This is a genomic window from Cedecea neteri, assembly GCF_000757825.1.
Classification (GTDB): Bacteria; Pseudomonadota; Gammaproteobacteria; order Enterobacterales; family Enterobacteriaceae; genus Cedecea; species Cedecea selenatireducens.
On the sequence record NZ_CP009451.1, the window covers coordinates 398,762 to 414,194 of the forward strand.

Below are 15,433 nucleotides of genomic sequence, written 5' to 3' on the forward strand. Positions count from 1 at the left end.
TCACCCTGGGATATTCGCCCAGACACCATTTATATATTGCAGAATCGGTTTAAAGCGAGCGTAGGACTGGTCATCACCATAATCCCCGCCCGTCAGTACATGCCCCGGCCATGCATCCCCGCCGCTGCCAGGCCACCACTCTGTTACCGCCGCGCCAAACTGAACGCCGAGCACGAAATACTGCTGTACCCACGCCTGCACCTGCGCAAGTCGCTGCTCCATGTAAGTTCCCGTGACTGTATTTGCACCCAACCACGCACTGAGCCAGCCACCCCACGTCGGACCGTAAACATCACCGAGCGCTCCAATGGTCGCATCACCAAAGTGAGCCTCACCGGGGACTGATAGCGAGCCGTCATTGGGGTTATAAATGAGCGTACTATCAAGAAACGAGCCGTCGCCCTGCTCTTGGCTGATGTGAATACAATAACTGGGGTAATCACTATTACCCGAAACTAACACCCCGTGGCTGATTGTTGCGCGATACCCCAGGCCATTAGTTACCACGGTCGCTTTCGTCATCGGCAAATAAACATTGCCGTTAGCAACATAATTAGCTGAATAAAAGAGAGCCCTCGGGTCGTTCATTTGGTTCTGAAATGAACCGACGCCAGGCCACACATTATCTTTGATGTTGTAATGCTCAGCGTTATTGAGATAACCCACCTCACCGCCAGCGGTTGGCACCGCACCAACATTCTCTGCCGTTGCCCGGCCCGCAAGCAATGCTCGCCCCTCGATCTCATCGCCAATAATTTCTTGCACTTCAACAAAAGCCGCTGATTTAAGCCCGAGATTTTCGCAAGCCTCGGCGGCGTCCTTAACGTCGGCCAGATTCGCGTCTTGTCGTAAAAACAGGCCATCACCCGTGGTGGCCACAAGCACAATGTCAGATGTGGGAGACACGGCCAGCCGGAAATTTATGATGACATTTACGCCACTGGCGGGTTTCTCAATTGCCGCTGTACTCCCTACAGCATAAAGCTCCCCGGCATCGGTCAGAATGCCTATCCCCCGGACCGTGAATTCATCTACACCGGCGGGCAGCTCTGCAGGCAGTACCAGTTGCAGTACAATTTGGGACAACTGTTCCTGTGAAACCGATTTGCCCGAAATTGCACCCCGGTAGACTTCATTCGGCAGCGCTGTTAATGCCGGGTCTGGATTAAAAAGCTGGCCGCCACCGTCGGTAATCACAAACTGTGTGAGATTAACGGTTGTGCCGTTCGCCACTGCAGCCGCTTCAAGCTCCGCACCTTTTTCCGTTATCGTGCTGTAATAATCAGTCATTAAATCGCTCCTGCTGGTATATCCACTTCAATAAATGCCGTGCTGGCGCCGCCCACGTAAAATTCGCCGTCACTGCCCACTTCACCGATGATGTCTATCGACGCGAGAAAGCTGCGTAAATTTTTGGCCTTGTTCACCTGTCGCCGGATCTGCTCATAAAGCGCGGCATTGATGCCTTCCGTGCTGTAAACCTCAACACGAAATGTATAAGGCTCAGCCCGCGGCGCATCTTCAAACCACTCAACAACTTTGGTGGGATAACCGACTGCGCCGAGCGCGCGCCGCACCGCACCGGCGGTGCCGCGGTGCTGATGCACATAAGCCGCATCTTTCACCACCTGCCGTTTTTGGGCTTCAGTCCATGCCGGGTCCCAAAAATCGACGGCATACTCCCAGGCAAGCCACGGCAGCAAGTGCAGCGGGCAGGTATCAGGATTTTTTACATCGCGGATAGTGAGCGGAACGGCAAGAACCAGCGAATTATTCGCCGCTTCCAGTGCGCGCTCTGCCGGCAAGGCATTAGGCGGTAGCAGGCTGTTATACGGCATCGAGAACATCCCTCATCGTGACGTTGTTAGCGCTGCAATACGGCGCGGCGCCCACGACAGGCGGTATGTCGGCCGTCGGCTGCGTCAAAATCACGCGAACAACACCGGGCTGATGTAACGCATGATAAATGCCGGAGATCGGGACCATGGAATCGATGGTATGCAGACCGGCCTGGTACTCTGTGAGATTGTTAAGCGCGTTTTCAAGGATCGTGCTGGCGTCCGGGCCGGCGGGGATCTCGAGCACGGCTTCAACGGTGTAGGCGTTTAACGTCGCGCTATAAGTCTGCACATAATCAGTGAGCGGCCGGATATCATCCGGGTTTAGCGCGCGGTCTACTTTCGCGATCAAATCCGCACTGGCCGTCCCATCCCCGGTCCTTGAAAGAACATAAACATCAACCTCGCCTTTGCGCCCGTGCGTTTCCGGCCCGTATGCTTCCACGTCCAGCACGTCAGCATCCGCTGATTTACCGTGAAACAGATACGCGTTATATGCCCCGGCCGTATTCAGTCGCGCCCAGCTCAGCTGGATACGCTCCCGATAGGCATCATCGCTTTCATAGACCGCCTCGACCGGCGGAATGGCGTCAGGATCGGCCGCGGTAATCACCAGGCGTTTTACGTTAAAGTTAGCCCCTAGCTGATCCAGGTCGGCACCGCCAGCGCTGGCCAGCAGCACCGCCCGCACAGCGTCATTGACTTTTTGATAAAGCAGAACGGTGTTATACGTAACCACTTCGCCCTGTTTCCACGCCGGATCAGATGCCACCAGCGCATCATAAATCGCGTCGGCTTCTTTGAGTTTTGCGAGCCACTGAGCAAACAGTGCATCACTGTCCGGAACAACCACGGCATCCGGCACCGGGAGTTCGGATAAATCAATTGTTGATGTATTTGTTGCCATTAAAATTTAGCCCCGTAAGCCTCAGCGCCTCGCCCGTTTCGCGATTTTTGCCGTTTATCGCCAGCTCGAATTCGCCAAATTTGATGAAAAAAACCTCCACTTTTTGCACCTGCAGGCGGGGTTCCCAGATAGCCAGCGCACCGGCGGTGTCGGCGATAATTCGCACCCTGGTAACGTTGTCCTGCGGATTGTCGAGCCGGCTCGGTAACTTGCTGCCGTAGAGACGGTTAAGTACACGGCTGCCGATCGGCGTGCTTAAAATGTCGCCTACCGACTGCTGCAGGTGCTCATCACCCGAGAGCGCTTTGCCGTTTTTCGCATTCACTCCGTTCATCCAATTTCGCCCGTAAAAAAACCGCCTAAGCGGTTACATTTGTTGGTTAGGTTTCTGTGTTTGCCCGCCGGAATCGCCGATATGATCGTGTCCGTTGAATACTTCGCGAACTTTGCCCATAGAGCTTGTACCGTCTGACACTTCGCCGCCGGCGCCCACGTTGCCCACAGCATTAACGTTGGCATTAAACTGGCCATCACCTTCGACGGTGAGCTTTTTCGTTACGGTCACCGTCCCGTCGAGCGTTCCCTCACCCACGATTTTGTAAGTACCGCCAGCGGCAAGCGTAATCGTGAGTGCGTGGGCGCCCTGGTCGTAGCGAATTTCGGTCCCGTCGGCGTACTTCGTGAGATGCGTGTTTTCGTCGCCCTCCGGCGCGGCTACGGCGTCAGTATTCCAGCCGGGAAACACACGGCCGTTATTCAGATCCCCGGCTTCAGAAAGCACGGTAACGGCATCGCCCACGGCGTAAGGATGGAAGTCTTGCTTCTGCTGGCTGGCGGCCCACTGGCAAATCGGCAGCCAGCCGGTGGTATTTTGTCCGAGACGCACCCGGCACGAAGGCCGCGGCGGCGCAAGATTCACGGCAGCGATAACGCCACGCCGCACCATGTTGGCAATGCGCTTCTGCAGGTCGGCCAGATCACTCATCAGGTTTTTCCCTCTGGCCATAAATCTGCCGGTAGTCGTCCACGTGCGCGCTGCCAATGTCCGGCGCTTTACCGAGAAAAATGCCTTTGAATGGCCCGCCCTTTGACTCAAACGGATCGGCGCCCATTACCGCGCCCTGGCTATAGTCGATGCGCCACACCAGGTAATCATCAAGGTTCGGGTCAAAAGCATCCGGCTCTGCGCCTTTAAACACGGCACCCTCCAGCCCTTCAATGCCGAATTGATGCCCGGCTATCCACTGCGTTAAATCGGCGGCGCAGCTCTGCACAAACACCGCGGGCCGCGTGATATCCGTTGTCGCGGACCGGTCGCAGACGATATACAGCTCGCATTCCAGCGCTATTGACGATTGGCCGGTCGTCACCCCGTCGCCTGGCGACCAGTTCGCTATAGACAGAAACACCGCCGGCGTTGTCAGTTGCGTTTTTTCTTCCGGATAACTGTCGGCATTCCGCACCCAGGATATGCCCCGCAGCGCATCGAGCACGCTTTCATAATAATTGGGAATCGAAACAGGTTGCGGCATCGCACAAACTCCTTAAAGATTAATCTTCTGCTTCACACGGCCGCGCAGGTCGGATTCGAAGTGATGCATAAAAATGTCCACCGTCTCACCAAACACGTTGTCTTCTATACGGTCCAGCATCGCGGCATAAATCGGCACTTCGGCTTCCCGGATGCGTTTTCCCGACTTCTGAAAAATGGTACGCCGGCCTTTCCGGGTTTTACTGATAAATGCCCCGTCATACGTTTGTGCCGGCATATCCCCGGCGGGCGTGAACGACGGCGGAGCGACAGCGCGCCGCCTGTCCTCCCCGGCAATATACCGCCCCGTTACAGGGTCACGCAGTTCGTGATGCGGCAATACCTTTCCTTTGATTCGCCCCTTCAAATCCTTAACTTTGATGGCATTCAGACCGAAAAAGAGCTTTATCTCTTCCATCGTCTTTCCCGATCGTCCATGTCGGAAATGCATCAGACGCCGGCGAACTAAGTTCATGCTGCGCGGGGAAATGCCGGCTTTCATTTCTGCTCGAGCACGCTTCTGCAGCGTGACTGCAGTACGCTTCAGCGCGCGGGAATAGGCCATCTCGAATTGCTTCTGCGTGGCACCCAATACGCCCTGAATTTGCTTAAGCGCGGAAAGGTCGATATCGATCGGGAGGTCGCGGGATAAGCGTCTTTCGCGAGCCATTATTTTTTACTCCATCCGCTCGGGCCGGCCGCCGCTTTCCCCGGTTCTCCGCGCGCCAGGCGGACGACGGTGCTGCCGGTGTCGTCCTCGCCCACGTGCAGCACCCAGTACATTTGCGGCCCAATTTTTACCCGGTCATATTTTTTTAGCCCGGCAATCAACGCCGTTTTTACAAACAGCGTTGGGTCCACAATATCCGCCAGCGCAGCGCCGCCGGGTAACGCGGCAACGGCGTCCGGATCATCGAAAACCGCACTGACCGGCTCGGGGCTCCAGATGCCGTTTATCTGCAAATAAACGGCAGTTCCCATCGTCTCGATAATCGCGGAATCCGCCCGGAATAGCGCGTCATCGAAAAGATTGTCGAACGCGTCCACGGCTTATACCTCTCGTACCAGGCCTTTTAGCGCCTGCAGGTCGGTAGAGGCCACCAGTACCACGCTATCCTGCACAACAACACGCACCATGCGCCGGGTTTTCGGATCCTGGCCTTTCACGTGCAACGTGCGCAGCGCGCGAACCAGCACAACCTTTTCACGGTCTTCAACAGGCGGTTTCGGGGTGTCGTTCGTTGACTCCCCGGCGCCCGCCCCCTGCCCGCCATCGCCTTCGTTACTGTCTTCGTTACCGTCCCCGTCGTCGCTCAGCGCGTCGAGTTCCTCCTGCACCTCGCGAACGCGAAGTTTCAAATCCTCCACCGAGCCATCGGTGCTGATAGTGCGCCCCAGCTGCTTGCCCATGTCGTTTAGCTGTTTAATCAAATCGTCTTTAAGTGCCATCTTTTTTCTCCTGGGTATTCAGGGCCGAAGCCCTGAAAAAATTAGCCGCCGGTCAGGCGATGGTGATAACCACAAATTCATCGGCATCTGCCAGAACCATCAGCGGGGCGCTTTGTGTCATGGTGAATTCGCGGGCCGGGTCGCCCTTCTGGATCCAGTTCTTCGGATAGCGACTGGCTTTAGTAATGCCCTCGTTAATCGCTTCGATATCCTGAATCGCGCCGTAGGTACTGATGCCGCGCGCCTGCGTATTGCCCATGATGATGGTGTTATCCGGGAGGTAGTTTTCCTTAGCACCTGTTTTCGGGTTGATGTGTTGCCCGTAGTAAACGACGATGACCACATCGCCATAATTCCCTTTCACCGATACCACTTTGCCCAGGTCTTTGAGCGCCGTTTCAAGCACGGAAACCGAACCACGGCGGCTATCCAGCTTTTTCTCAACCTTGTCAAACGAGCTGAATTCCGCCCAGGCCAGCGGGTCCATAATGGCAATATTGATAACCCCTGATGCGTTCAACGCGTAGGCGATGAGGTCGGCCGTAGGGTCATAAGTGGCTTTATCCTGCTGCGACCATGCCGCCGCGCCGGCCTGAATAATGTTGTTAGCCGGGTTGCGCTGCAGGTCCACTTCCACGGGTTCAAACTGATCCCCGGTCATCATGTATTTGCCGAATACAACGGCATCCACACACTGCTTTTCTTCGACCTGCTGGATGGCCAGCTCTTCATCTTTCAGGTTCTGCAGCACCAGGCGGCGGTGACGGTAAGCCGGATCTTTCAATGCCTGCGGGTCTTCATCCGGAAGACGGCGCAGCACCATGTTGGGGTTTACCTCGTGTTTTGGTTTAACGTAACCCGGCTGCAGCTGGGTAGTCAGCCCCCCGCGGGTTCGCAGTACTTCGCCGGCGACGGTCGGCGAGACATAAACCGCCATCGCAACGTTGCCAGGAATTTTCGCCAAATCGACTTTTTCGGTGTCAAACTCGTAGGACTCTACGAAAAACAGCTTTTTGAAAAACTGCTCAAATTTGAATTTTTTTTGCGTGACCGCGATGAGGCGAGTGGTTGAATAAGAAGAATCAGACATAGATTTTTTCCATTAAAAAAAGGCCGCTTAGCGGCCTTTGCACGGTGATTTTGATTAGTTGACGCTGACGGCGCTGCCCACAAAGGCGTTTTGCTTCTGCTCCGCGCTAAGGCCAGCTGGCCAGAGCAAATCAGAGGTGCGGAAGGTCCCGGACTTGTAGTAAGTCACGCTGGCCTGCCCGGCGGTAACATTCAGCGCCAGCACGCCAATTGCCGTTCCTGCGTTGGCACCGTCCCAGGGCATCAAAAGTCCTTTTGTTGCATCGAGCATCAGCGGCGTTAGCGCCGGGGTGTCAGCCGCGATTTCTGCAGCACCGATCGCTGTGTTGGCATCATCGCTGCCGCCCAGCGGCTGGTGATGTACAAACTCTTCAATGTGAGCCATTGCTCGTGTCCTCTTTGTTAAACGGGAATATCGTCCCAGCCATCGTCTTCTGCTGCCGATGCCTGCGCACCGGTTGCCCCACTTACCGCCGCCGGAGTGTCATCCAGCAGCGCGTCAAACCCGGTTTCCGTGCGGGCTTGCGCACTTAGCGGCACGGTCGCCAGGATAGATTGAGCACTTTCGACGCTCATATTTTCCGTGCCCGCCAGCGCCCGTGCGGTGGCCTCACGCCCTTTCGCTTCCTCGCAATTCAAAATGCCCATGATCCGCTGATTCTCCGACTGCACCGCGGCTGCTACGCTGGACGCTGACGCCGTGGCAACATCAGCTGCAGGCGTTGTTGTTGTGGCTGATGTGCCCGCGGTAACAGCGGCAGCCGTGGTGCCCGTAGCGGCAGCATCGCCCGCCGTGGCGGTTGTGGTGGTTGTGGTCGTTGCCATTACTTCTCCGATAATTACGTGGTTTTTTTGTTTATCCAGGTGCTCACGCATCACGCCCAGGGCATCTGCGTTGATCACCACTTCATTAGCCAGGCCAGCCTTAACGGCTTCCTGTCCGTCGTACACGGCGGCCTCGGTCGCCAGCACGGCTTTAACGCTCATGCCGGTGTAAGTCGCTACCTTCCCCGCGAATCTTTTGCGCTGGCCGTCGATTTTTTCCTGAAAACTCACCCGCACGTCTTCCGGCAGCTTGTTGTACGGATTCCCGTCAACTTTATGGCTGCCGCTGAATATCAGCGTGATATCGATGCCTTCCTGCTCCAGCATCCCGGAATAGTTGCTGTGCGCCATCAGCACGCCGATCGAACCCGTGCGCGCCGTTTGGGTGACCAGGCGATGACTGCAGGCGCTCGAAAGCAGCTGGCCGGCACTGCAGCTCATATCGTTGGCCAGCGACCAGATCGGCTTTTCGCTTCGCATCCGGGCAATCAAATCAGCGGCATCAAATGCGCCGGCCACCATGCCGCCGGGGGTGTCCATGTCCAGCAGCAGGCCGTCCACGCCCGGATCGGCTATCGCCTGCATTACCCGGCTAACAATCCCGTTGTAGCCCGTCATACCGGAATACGGCCGTACAGCAGCCATCTTGCTGACCAGCGTTCCGGAAACCGGGATGACGGCGATCCGGTCTTTCACTTCGTAGCTGCGGGCCGTGGCGCTTTCACGCCCATCACCAAACAGCGACATTGTTTCGCCCATCGCCTCCCGGCTGATAATTGTGCCGCTGACGGCATCCACCAGCCGGCTGGCGCCGATTTCTTGCCCCAGCGCGCAAAAGAAAACCCGCGCGTAGGCGGGTTCCAGTAGTAAGGGTTGGTTAAACGCCATTCCGGCGATATGCGATAAATTACGCGGCACGCTGGCCCCCTGTTTCTTTGTTGTTGGCGGAGTTTTGCAACTGCGCATTGAATGCCGTTGCAATCCAGGCAGGCTGAGTGAGTCCGGCTTCGCGGCGTTCTTGCGCTTCACGGACCTGCTGGCGGAATACCTCCTGGTAATCCTCGCCGAGCTTGCCGCACTCTTTTTCGTAAGTGCTGAGTCCGGCTTCAATCAACATGACCGACTCCTGCACTTCCTTCAGCCCATCGATGGCCATACGGCCGGCGCCGATCCACTCCGAGTTACTCCACGCCCCGCGGGCTTCTTGGTATGAGTAACGGGCTTTTGCCGGCATCCGGATAATGCCACGGGCAAATGCCTCTTCCAGCCAGCAGCCGAACATCATGCTGGCCTGTCGCGCGGCGATGAATTTGCGACGGCCGAGGAAATAGCGCCAGGACTCGTTAGCCGAAGCACGCGCGCTCGAGTAACTGACTTGCGAATAATCGCGGGACAGCTGCTCATAAGAGACGCCAAGCCCGGCGGCGATGTAGCGCAGCAGGGATTGCTCAAACACGGAATAGCCGTTATCCGTGTCCTGCGCAGTCTGCAGATTGAGTGAGTCACCGGGGAACAGGTGCGGCACCTTAGCGCCACCGAACTTAACCTGCGCCGCCTGGTAGTACACGATGTACTGCTGCAGCAGCTTAGATATCCCGCTATTGTTTTGCGCTGTCTTGTCGTCGCCGGCGCCGAGAATGAATTCAAACGCCTTTTCTGTATCGAGTTCGGATTCTATCGTCGCCGCGTACATCGCTTTCACAATCGCGGACTGCAGCTGCGTGTTTTGCAGCGTATCGAGCATTTTCATCTGCTCCATCACGCTGTAAAACTGGTTGGCGCCGCGCGTCTGGCCATCCTCCAGCGGCTCGAAAATATGAATCATGCCCGGACGACCGTTCGCCAGCTCGCGCGGGATGTAACGCCACTTCCGACCGCCCCACAGAGGATAAGTGTCTTCCGAAACGTTATAGCCCACGGCCGCGCCATTGCGATCAATAACAACGCCTGCGCGCTGTGTGGCGGAATCCATCACCCCGTTATTGTTGCTGACGCGTTTGGGGCTCACCATCTTGAACTGTGTGCGGAAAATTCGGCCTGCAGAGCGTGCCGCCGCCGCCGGCTGCGTGAACAATTCCCCGTTGAAGGCGTGCATGGCCACGCCCTCACGGATCATCATCGTGAACGTGCGCTTTCGCTCCACGTCCATATAGCAATGATGATCCTCGGCGTATTCGCGCCAGGCAGCTTCGACATCATCGGCCATCGCCCGCGAATCATCTTCCGAAATTCCCAGCCGCTGCCAGTTGGGCCGGTAGCTGAGTCGGAAAAATGAGCCAACAATGTGATCCTGGTGGAGCTGCACGCCATTCGCCGCATAACCGTTGTTGCGTACCAGGTCGTCGGCGCGGGCGTTGCCCCGCTCAAACTGCGGCAGCAAGGCCGCATCGGCGCTTTGGGACGATGGCAGCCACTGCGCCAGCTGTCCGCCGAAACCCGCCCCGCCGCCGCTGTATGATGCGTATTCACGCAGCGGCGTTTTGCCGTCCGGGGCCAGCAATTGCCCGCCGTTATTCATAATCCGAACCTCGCTGGGCGACGGCGAACCGATACAATCCCCAATTCACTCTCAAGATTTGCGATATACGTGCGCAGCTCGCTGAGCGTTGCGGAGGTAAACGTTACACTCCGCCCGTCTTTTTGTACCGATGCCACACGCTTGCCGGTCAGCAAGTCATGCAGCGCCTTGCGTGCCTCGTCCAGCTCCGCTTTTGTCGCCACTGTTATTCTCCAGCAAGTTGCGCCGCCAGGGCGGCAAAGGATTTATCCTGATCAACCTGTCCTGAATGCGCCCGACTCTCGGCCAGAGCATTCAGATCCAGTTGCCAGCGTGATTTACTGATGCGTAACGCCGCCAGCGCATAGACAAAGCAGTCCAGCGCCTCGTTTCGTCGTTTTTTACTGTCCCACAGCAGTTTTATCCGCCCTTTCTCGTACTTCTCGATCAGCTCTTCAGCCACCAGCTGCTGGGCTTCGACTAAATCGAAAATCTCCGGGTTGTTCGGGACGTGGATTAAGCCCTCTACCGGCGAACCATCAGCCGGCCGCTCGAGCTTGTAGCGGGCATAAATCACCTCTTTCGCGGTGTCGCTGCCCACTTCGGTGAGGTACACCCCTTTAGCGTTGCGCTTGCGGGGCATATTCGCCACCGGCTTGCCGTAGATGCTGGCACCCTTGATCGGGATAACGCGGAACATGCCGAGCTTTCGCGAACGCTTGTAAACGATGTCCGGATCAATGCCGCCGGTATCCCAGCAGACGCGGGCAATACTCATCATGTCGCCGCTTTCGCTGAGGTACTGACCAGCAATCGCCGCATCAACACGCAGCAGCGTGGCCTCTTCATCGTGACGGCCCATGATGATTAGCCGATCGATGAGATAAGCCTCTTCACCGGGCGCCCAACCCCAGACGCGCATCTCGTAGCGGTCGAGCTGGGAGTCGATACCGGCAGTGAGATACACAACGCGCAACGGAACCTGCGCGGCGTAAAGCTCGCCCCAGCTAAACACCAGCTCCGGCAACGGTCGCTCGCCCACTTCTTCGGACCAGGTTTCGCCCAGCGTGGTGTTAGTGAAGGTTTTAAGCTTGCCGGGGTCGCCTTTCGTCTTGAAATAGTCTTTGACGATCTGCACCCAGGTTGTGAACGGGCTGTACGCAGTCCAGATGTGAAACGACACGGCGTCCGGAGGGTCAATTTCCTCGCCGTCAGACGCGAACCACGCCAGCCCATCTTCGGTATAGATGCCGGTGTTATCGCAGATGTAGCGCGCGCCGGTGTAGTCCAGCTCGTTCTGATGAATCACGCAGCCGGAATGCTCACAAAGATAAAATACGGTTTTCGCGTCGTGGTTTTCCCACTTGAAGCCATAGGGCTCCTCTTTGCCGCCCCATTTCAGGTACTGCTCGCCGCCGCAATGCGGGCATTTGAGATGAAAGCGCATCAGGTGGCCGGACTCGCTGGCCGCGCGCTCGATCTGGCATACGCCCTTTATCTTCGGCGATGAGCCACGAATTGATTTTGGCCACACTGAGCCCTCGATACGCTTATCGCCGAGGAATGTTGGCGAGCCTTCTTTCTCGATATCCTCATCGAACGCGGCCAGCTCGTCATAGCCCACAAAATCGACTGACTTTTCGCGATAGTTTTTCGCCGCTTTACCACCCAGGCACCAGAATCCGCGGCCGTTCGAAAAGCGTTTCATGGAAAGCGTGTTATCGCGGTGCTTCTTGCCATACCACGGCGCCATCTCGCGTAGTCCTGGCACATCGCGGATCGTCGGCTCGACGTGCGATTTCATGAAGTTTTCGGCATCACCATCGGTCGGTTGCCATAGCAAGCCATTACGCTGCTTGTGCTGCAGGAAATAGCTGAAAACGCCCAGCAGCATCTTGGAATAACCCACGCGGGCCGATTTGATGAGATTCACTTCGCGGATATCGTCGCTGCCCATCGCGTTCATTATCGCTACCTGAAAAGGCAACGTTTCCCAGCGTCCCTCGGTGTACGCAGATTCTTTCGGGAGGTAATAATGTTCGTTGGCCCATTCAACGGCCGTGACCGGCATCGGGCGAAACAGCGATTTAAGCCCGGCGGCTATCCACCGGCCAAGACTCTTAATCTGTTTTTTCGAGATACTCACTCAGCAACCCCGGCAGCTTTTCATCCAGCGCCGCCGCTTTGTTCATCGCCTTCACCACATCACGCTTTAGAAATTCGATGTAGCGATGATCAAGCGCGGGGAAACGTCGCTGCATCGACAACGGGATCCCGTCCAGAATGCCGGATATTTCCCCGGCAATTTTGGACAGGACGAACATGCAAAATGCGGTTTCGACAACCTCGGCAGCTTCTTTGGCGTTCTTCAGCTCCTGCCCGTCGGCCTGCGCGCGGGTCAGTCGGTGCCGTTCGTAATCGATAGTGCCTGGTACAAGCTCTGATTCGACCGTGGTCTGCAGCTCGTTTAGCTCTTTTCGCAGCACCTCGTTTTCAAGATCGGTTTCCCGCTTGCAGTACCAGTCAATGACAGCTTTTAGCGAATACGCATTATCCCCGCCACGCCCGCCGCTGCCGTCGCCGTTTTCAACCGGACAGCCTTGCGCCTGCCAGGTTGTAATTGTTCGTGCCGAAACTTCGAAGATCCCGGCCAGCTGAGTTTTGTTCACAATCATGCCCGGACCTCCCCGGAGAGAAAGTTGATTAAAAATTAAACTGGGAAGTGAAAAGGCTAAAAACACGGAAAAAAGGATCACGCCACTTCCCGGTTAAAGGGGTAGCGATTCTATGTAAAACAGAGAGTTAGCTTTAACTAAGTAGGAAGTGGGATCTGCCCCGAAAAATCTCGTAAATAGCGCGTTTTCGCGCGTCTTACGCCCGTCGGTGTTTCAGGTTCTGGAAAGTACCTTTTGAAATCGGACTTGAATAGATGACCGTTGAAATACTATCCACCTGATATTTCTAGGTTTTATAGCGAAATAAAAAAGAAATTGTCGTAACGCTAGCTATTCATAGGTCAAGGCAATTGAAAAAACACTCACCTCTCATATATCAAATAGAGTTCGCTCTATGTTTGCATGCTATAAAAAATGGGCCACTACCAATTTAGGTAGTTTGAAAAACGTTGATAACAAGAGGATAAAAAAATACTATAATATGGACATATATATATTACTCAGTAAAATAACTTCACTTATGAAATGGATAAGGAGATCTCATGACAGATCATGGTTTATATAAAAAAATAATATTAAAAAGCAAAAATATCGATGACACCTACAACATTAGCCCTTATACAACCTTCAGAGATATAACGATTCAGGTAGCCAAAAAAATCGGCTTAGAAACCTATACCACTGATAATAAAGAGTATTTTTTCTCACACCCAATTCCTTCCGCAAATAGCGACCATTACCCAGAGGTGATGATCGCAACATTGGATGGTATAAAACTACAAATTTTTGAAGACAACTTTTACACTAATATTAACAATGTATTTAAAATAAAGCTAAGGCAAATAAAAATAATCCCAAGCGTCAAATTACATCCTTCAACGTCAGCGCACTATCAACAAATGTCGCTTCCAGAAAAAAAAGTTATTGCAGAATCAGAAAACATCTTGATATTTGACAGGGAAAATAAAAAAATAACACTAAAAGCCAAAGGAAAATACGATAACTCATACGCAGATAAACACTTCCCGCTAGAAAACAAAACCAATTTTAATATCGATGAAATTGCCGACGCTGTAATCTCACTATTCAAAGAAGAATTCGAAATTAACGATTAAAAATTGTAATCACTCGACTGATGCGTTCATTTATATAAGTAAACGCATCAGGTTTTATGTGCTATAACACTTTAGATAATCATAACTCAGTATATTTTTTCGCATTACCGCAGCTTAAATTTATAGGGTATTTTTCAGCATTAGAAGCCAACTTAACCCTGGCAACTTCAATTAAATCAACATTCAACTTATCAGCAATTCTCAGCAAATACAGGAAAACATCAGCCACTTCTTCTTCAGCCCTGGATTGTTGTTTTTTCGATAAGTTTCTACTTTCATCATCAGTTAGCCATTGAAAAATCTCAACTAACTCGCCAGCTTCAACAGACATAGCCATCGATAAATTTTTCGGCGAATGAAATTTATCCCAGTCACGAGCAGCAGCAAATTCGGCTAAATCATTTTGCAGTTGGTAAAGCTCTTTGCTCTTCATATATTTTCTTCAAACTCTCAACAGATAGCCATGGGCGACGGTGATGAAGCATTCTATGACAATTGGCACAAACAATTGCCAAATCATCAAGCTCAGTTTTCTGATTTTGTTCACGAAGACTCAAAGGATTTTTATGATGGCATTCGGCAAATCCATTACCAAGCTCACCGTAAACCTTTCCAAAATCTATCGCACAAACTTCGCAAGCCAGAATACCAACATCATCAATTACTGATAGTTTCTTCTTTTTAATCAGACCAGAATCTCGCTCACGTGAAAGATGAAGTCTAAGAATTGGACGACCTTCAATCCCAAAAACAGTATCGTCTGGTTCACCAGTATTATCTATATCGGCCGAAACAATATCACTAACGCTCGAGATATTAAGTGCCTGAGCCACAGAACCTTGGGTACAAGCTGAATAGCGTACTGCCTCAACAAAGTCGGTATTGAAGAACTCGGTACCGAAAAGAACGTCTGTACCGAACGTTTCCACATCATCGAATCCAAACCGATGTGGATAATCATCATCTGGCCAAACCTCAAGACTAGAGGTGTAATAAGACCTGTTCACCCGAGCTAAAGTGATGCTCTGAACCACGCCCCGGAACTGCTCAATATTTTCTTTACTAACCCTAGAAAACCCATTTGGTGGAGGACCTTCGGCTTTTAGCCAAGAAATGGCATAGACAAATGCAACCAAATCACCTTCAGCGACCTTGTCAATCGTTTCTTTTTTGGTCTCTTTGACACCCCACACCTTTTGATTAAGGCCAATTGTGAAGTTTTTCTTAGAGTGTGGTTTATCTGATACGTAGATGACCCAAATCATACAACTGCCCTATGATACAAGAATAACGAACTCAATATAACACTATGAAAGTCAGAACAAAACATCATTTATAGTTAAGTTGGGTATATTAACAAACCTTGATATATTAAAAAATGAACATCACCATTAAAAAACCAATAATACCTTAGAGTTAATTTTGATTGTCATTTAAAAAATGAATTACAATAAAAATATCAAACACTGATAACTAAAAATGAAATGCTCTAATGCTTAACCAGTCT

General features: G+C 53.2%; 19 protein-coding genes. 1 reads left to right on the forward strand and 18 read right to left on the reverse strand.

Features of this window, described 5'->3' with window-relative positions:
• Genes JT31_RS22720 through JT31_RS01810 form a run of 16 tightly spaced genes read right to left on the reverse strand, consistent with a single transcriptional unit; the run spans nucleotide 1 to nucleotide 12,811 of the window.
• Entirely contained in the window at nucleotides 1-1,290 is a 1,290-nt protein-coding gene (locus tag JT31_RS22720) for a phage tail protein (RefSeq protein ID WP_052048942.1), read from the reverse strand.
• Complete coding sequence (locus tag JT31_RS01740; RefSeq protein WP_038472642.1) at nucleotides 1,290-1,838, reverse strand: phage tail protein I; 549 nt, start codon at nucleotides 1,836-1,838, stop codon at nucleotides 1,290-1,292. The genes JT31_RS22720 and JT31_RS01740 overlap by 1 nt, the downstream gene beginning before the upstream one ends.
• Nucleotides 1,828-2,745, reverse strand: a complete 918-nt coding sequence (locus JT31_RS01745; RefSeq protein ID WP_038472646.1) for a baseplate assembly protein — start codon at nucleotides 2,743-2,745, stop codon at nucleotides 1,828-1,830. The genes JT31_RS01740 and JT31_RS01745 overlap by 11 nt, the downstream gene beginning before the upstream one ends.
• Entirely contained in the window at nucleotides 2,720-3,079 is a 360-nt protein-coding gene (locus JT31_RS01750) for a GPW/gp25 family protein (RefSeq protein ID WP_038472649.1), read from the reverse strand. The genes JT31_RS01745 and JT31_RS01750 overlap by 26 nt, the downstream gene beginning before the upstream one ends.
• 33 nt (nucleotides 3,080-3,112) lie before the next feature.
• Nucleotides 3,113-3,730, reverse strand: coding sequence for a phage baseplate assembly protein V (locus JT31_RS01755; RefSeq protein ID WP_038472652.1), 618 nt, complete (start codon nucleotides 3,728-3,730; stop codon nucleotides 3,113-3,115).
• Nucleotides 3,723-4,277 (reverse strand): hypothetical protein, encoded by a 555-nt coding sequence (locus JT31_RS01760; RefSeq protein WP_038472654.1) that lies wholly within the window; start codon nucleotides 4,275-4,277, stop codon nucleotides 3,723-3,725. The genes JT31_RS01755 and JT31_RS01760 overlap by 8 nt, the downstream gene beginning before the upstream one ends.
• A 12-nt stretch (nucleotides 4,278-4,289) precedes the next feature.
• Nucleotides 4,290-4,946: a hypothetical protein gene (locus tag JT31_RS01765; RefSeq protein WP_038472657.1), complete on the reverse strand. Its 657-nt coding sequence runs from the start codon at nucleotides 4,944-4,946 to the stop codon at nucleotides 4,290-4,292.
• Nucleotides 4,946-5,323 (reverse strand): head-tail joining protein, encoded by a 378-nt coding sequence (locus tag JT31_RS01770; RefSeq protein WP_038472659.1) that lies wholly within the window; start codon nucleotides 5,321-5,323, stop codon nucleotides 4,946-4,948. Before JT31_RS01770 ends, JT31_RS01765 begins: the two co-directional genes overlap by 1 nt.
• A gap of 3 nt (nucleotides 5,324-5,326) precedes the next feature.
• Nucleotides 5,327-5,725, reverse strand: coding sequence for a DNA-packaging protein FI (gene gpFI, locus JT31_RS22725; protein ID WP_052048943.1), 399 nt, complete (start codon nucleotides 5,723-5,725; stop codon nucleotides 5,327-5,329).
• A 52-nt stretch (nucleotides 5,726-5,777) separates the two neighbouring features.
• Nucleotides 5,778-6,815, reverse strand: coding sequence for a major capsid protein (locus tag JT31_RS01780; RefSeq protein WP_038472661.1), 1,038 nt, complete (start codon nucleotides 6,813-6,815; stop codon nucleotides 5,778-5,780).
• 54 nt (nucleotides 6,816-6,869) lie between these two features.
• Complete coding sequence (locus JT31_RS01785; RefSeq protein WP_038472663.1) at nucleotides 6,870-7,199, reverse strand: head decoration protein; 330 nt, start codon at nucleotides 7,197-7,199, stop codon at nucleotides 6,870-6,872.
• A 17-nt stretch (nucleotides 7,200-7,216) separates the two neighbouring features.
• Nucleotides 7,217-8,527: a S49 family peptidase gene (locus JT31_RS01790; RefSeq protein ID WP_235212949.1), complete on the reverse strand. Its 1,311-nt coding sequence runs from the start codon at nucleotides 8,525-8,527 to the stop codon at nucleotides 7,217-7,219.
• A 19-nt stretch (nucleotides 8,528-8,546) separates the two neighbouring features.
• The gene (locus JT31_RS01795; RefSeq protein ID WP_038472669.1) at nucleotides 8,547-10,157 is read right to left on the reverse strand and encodes a phage portal protein; all 1,611 of its coding nucleotides are present in this window, start codon (nucleotides 10,155-10,157) and stop codon (nucleotides 8,547-8,549) included.
• Nucleotides 10,154-10,360, reverse strand: coding sequence for a phage head-tail joining protein (locus JT31_RS01800; RefSeq protein WP_038472671.1), 207 nt, complete (start codon nucleotides 10,358-10,360; stop codon nucleotides 10,154-10,156). Before JT31_RS01800 ends, JT31_RS01795 begins: the two co-directional genes overlap by 4 nt.
• 2 nt (nucleotides 10,361-10,362) lie before the next feature.
• Nucleotides 10,363-12,282 carry a phage terminase large subunit family protein gene (locus JT31_RS01805; RefSeq protein ID WP_038472674.1) on the reverse strand — a complete coding sequence of 640 codons (1,920 nt, stop codon included), beginning with the start codon at nucleotides 12,280-12,282 and terminating at the stop codon, nucleotides 10,363-10,365.
• Nucleotides 12,257-12,811 (reverse strand): terminase small subunit, encoded by a 555-nt coding sequence (locus JT31_RS01810; protein WP_038472676.1) that lies wholly within the window; start codon nucleotides 12,809-12,811, stop codon nucleotides 12,257-12,259. Before JT31_RS01810 ends, JT31_RS01805 begins: the two co-directional genes overlap by 26 nt.
• Before the next feature lie 542 nt (nucleotides 12,812-13,353).
• On the opposite strand from JT31_RS01810, the gene JT31_RS01815 reads away from it, so the two are divergent.
• Nucleotides 13,354-13,926, forward strand: coding sequence for a hypothetical protein (locus tag JT31_RS01815; protein ID WP_038472679.1), 573 nt, complete (start codon nucleotides 13,354-13,356; stop codon nucleotides 13,924-13,926).
• Between the two features lie 79 nt (nucleotides 13,927-14,005).
• On the opposite strand, the gene JT31_RS01820 is transcribed toward JT31_RS01815, so the two are convergent.
• Both JT31_RS01820 and JT31_RS23950 read right to left on the reverse strand, forming a co-directional pair.
• On the reverse strand, nucleotides 14,006-14,359 hold the full coding sequence (locus tag JT31_RS01820; RefSeq protein ID WP_038472682.1) for a nucleotide pyrophosphohydrolase: 354 nt from the start codon (nucleotides 14,357-14,359) through the stop codon (nucleotides 14,006-14,008).
• Nucleotides 14,325-15,191, reverse strand: a complete 867-nt coding sequence (locus JT31_RS23950) for an HNH endonuclease (protein WP_200882452.1) — start codon at nucleotides 15,189-15,191, stop codon at nucleotides 14,325-14,327. The genes JT31_RS01820 and JT31_RS23950 overlap by 35 nt, the downstream gene beginning before the upstream one ends.
• Nucleotides 15,192-15,433: the final 242 nt, after the last annotated feature.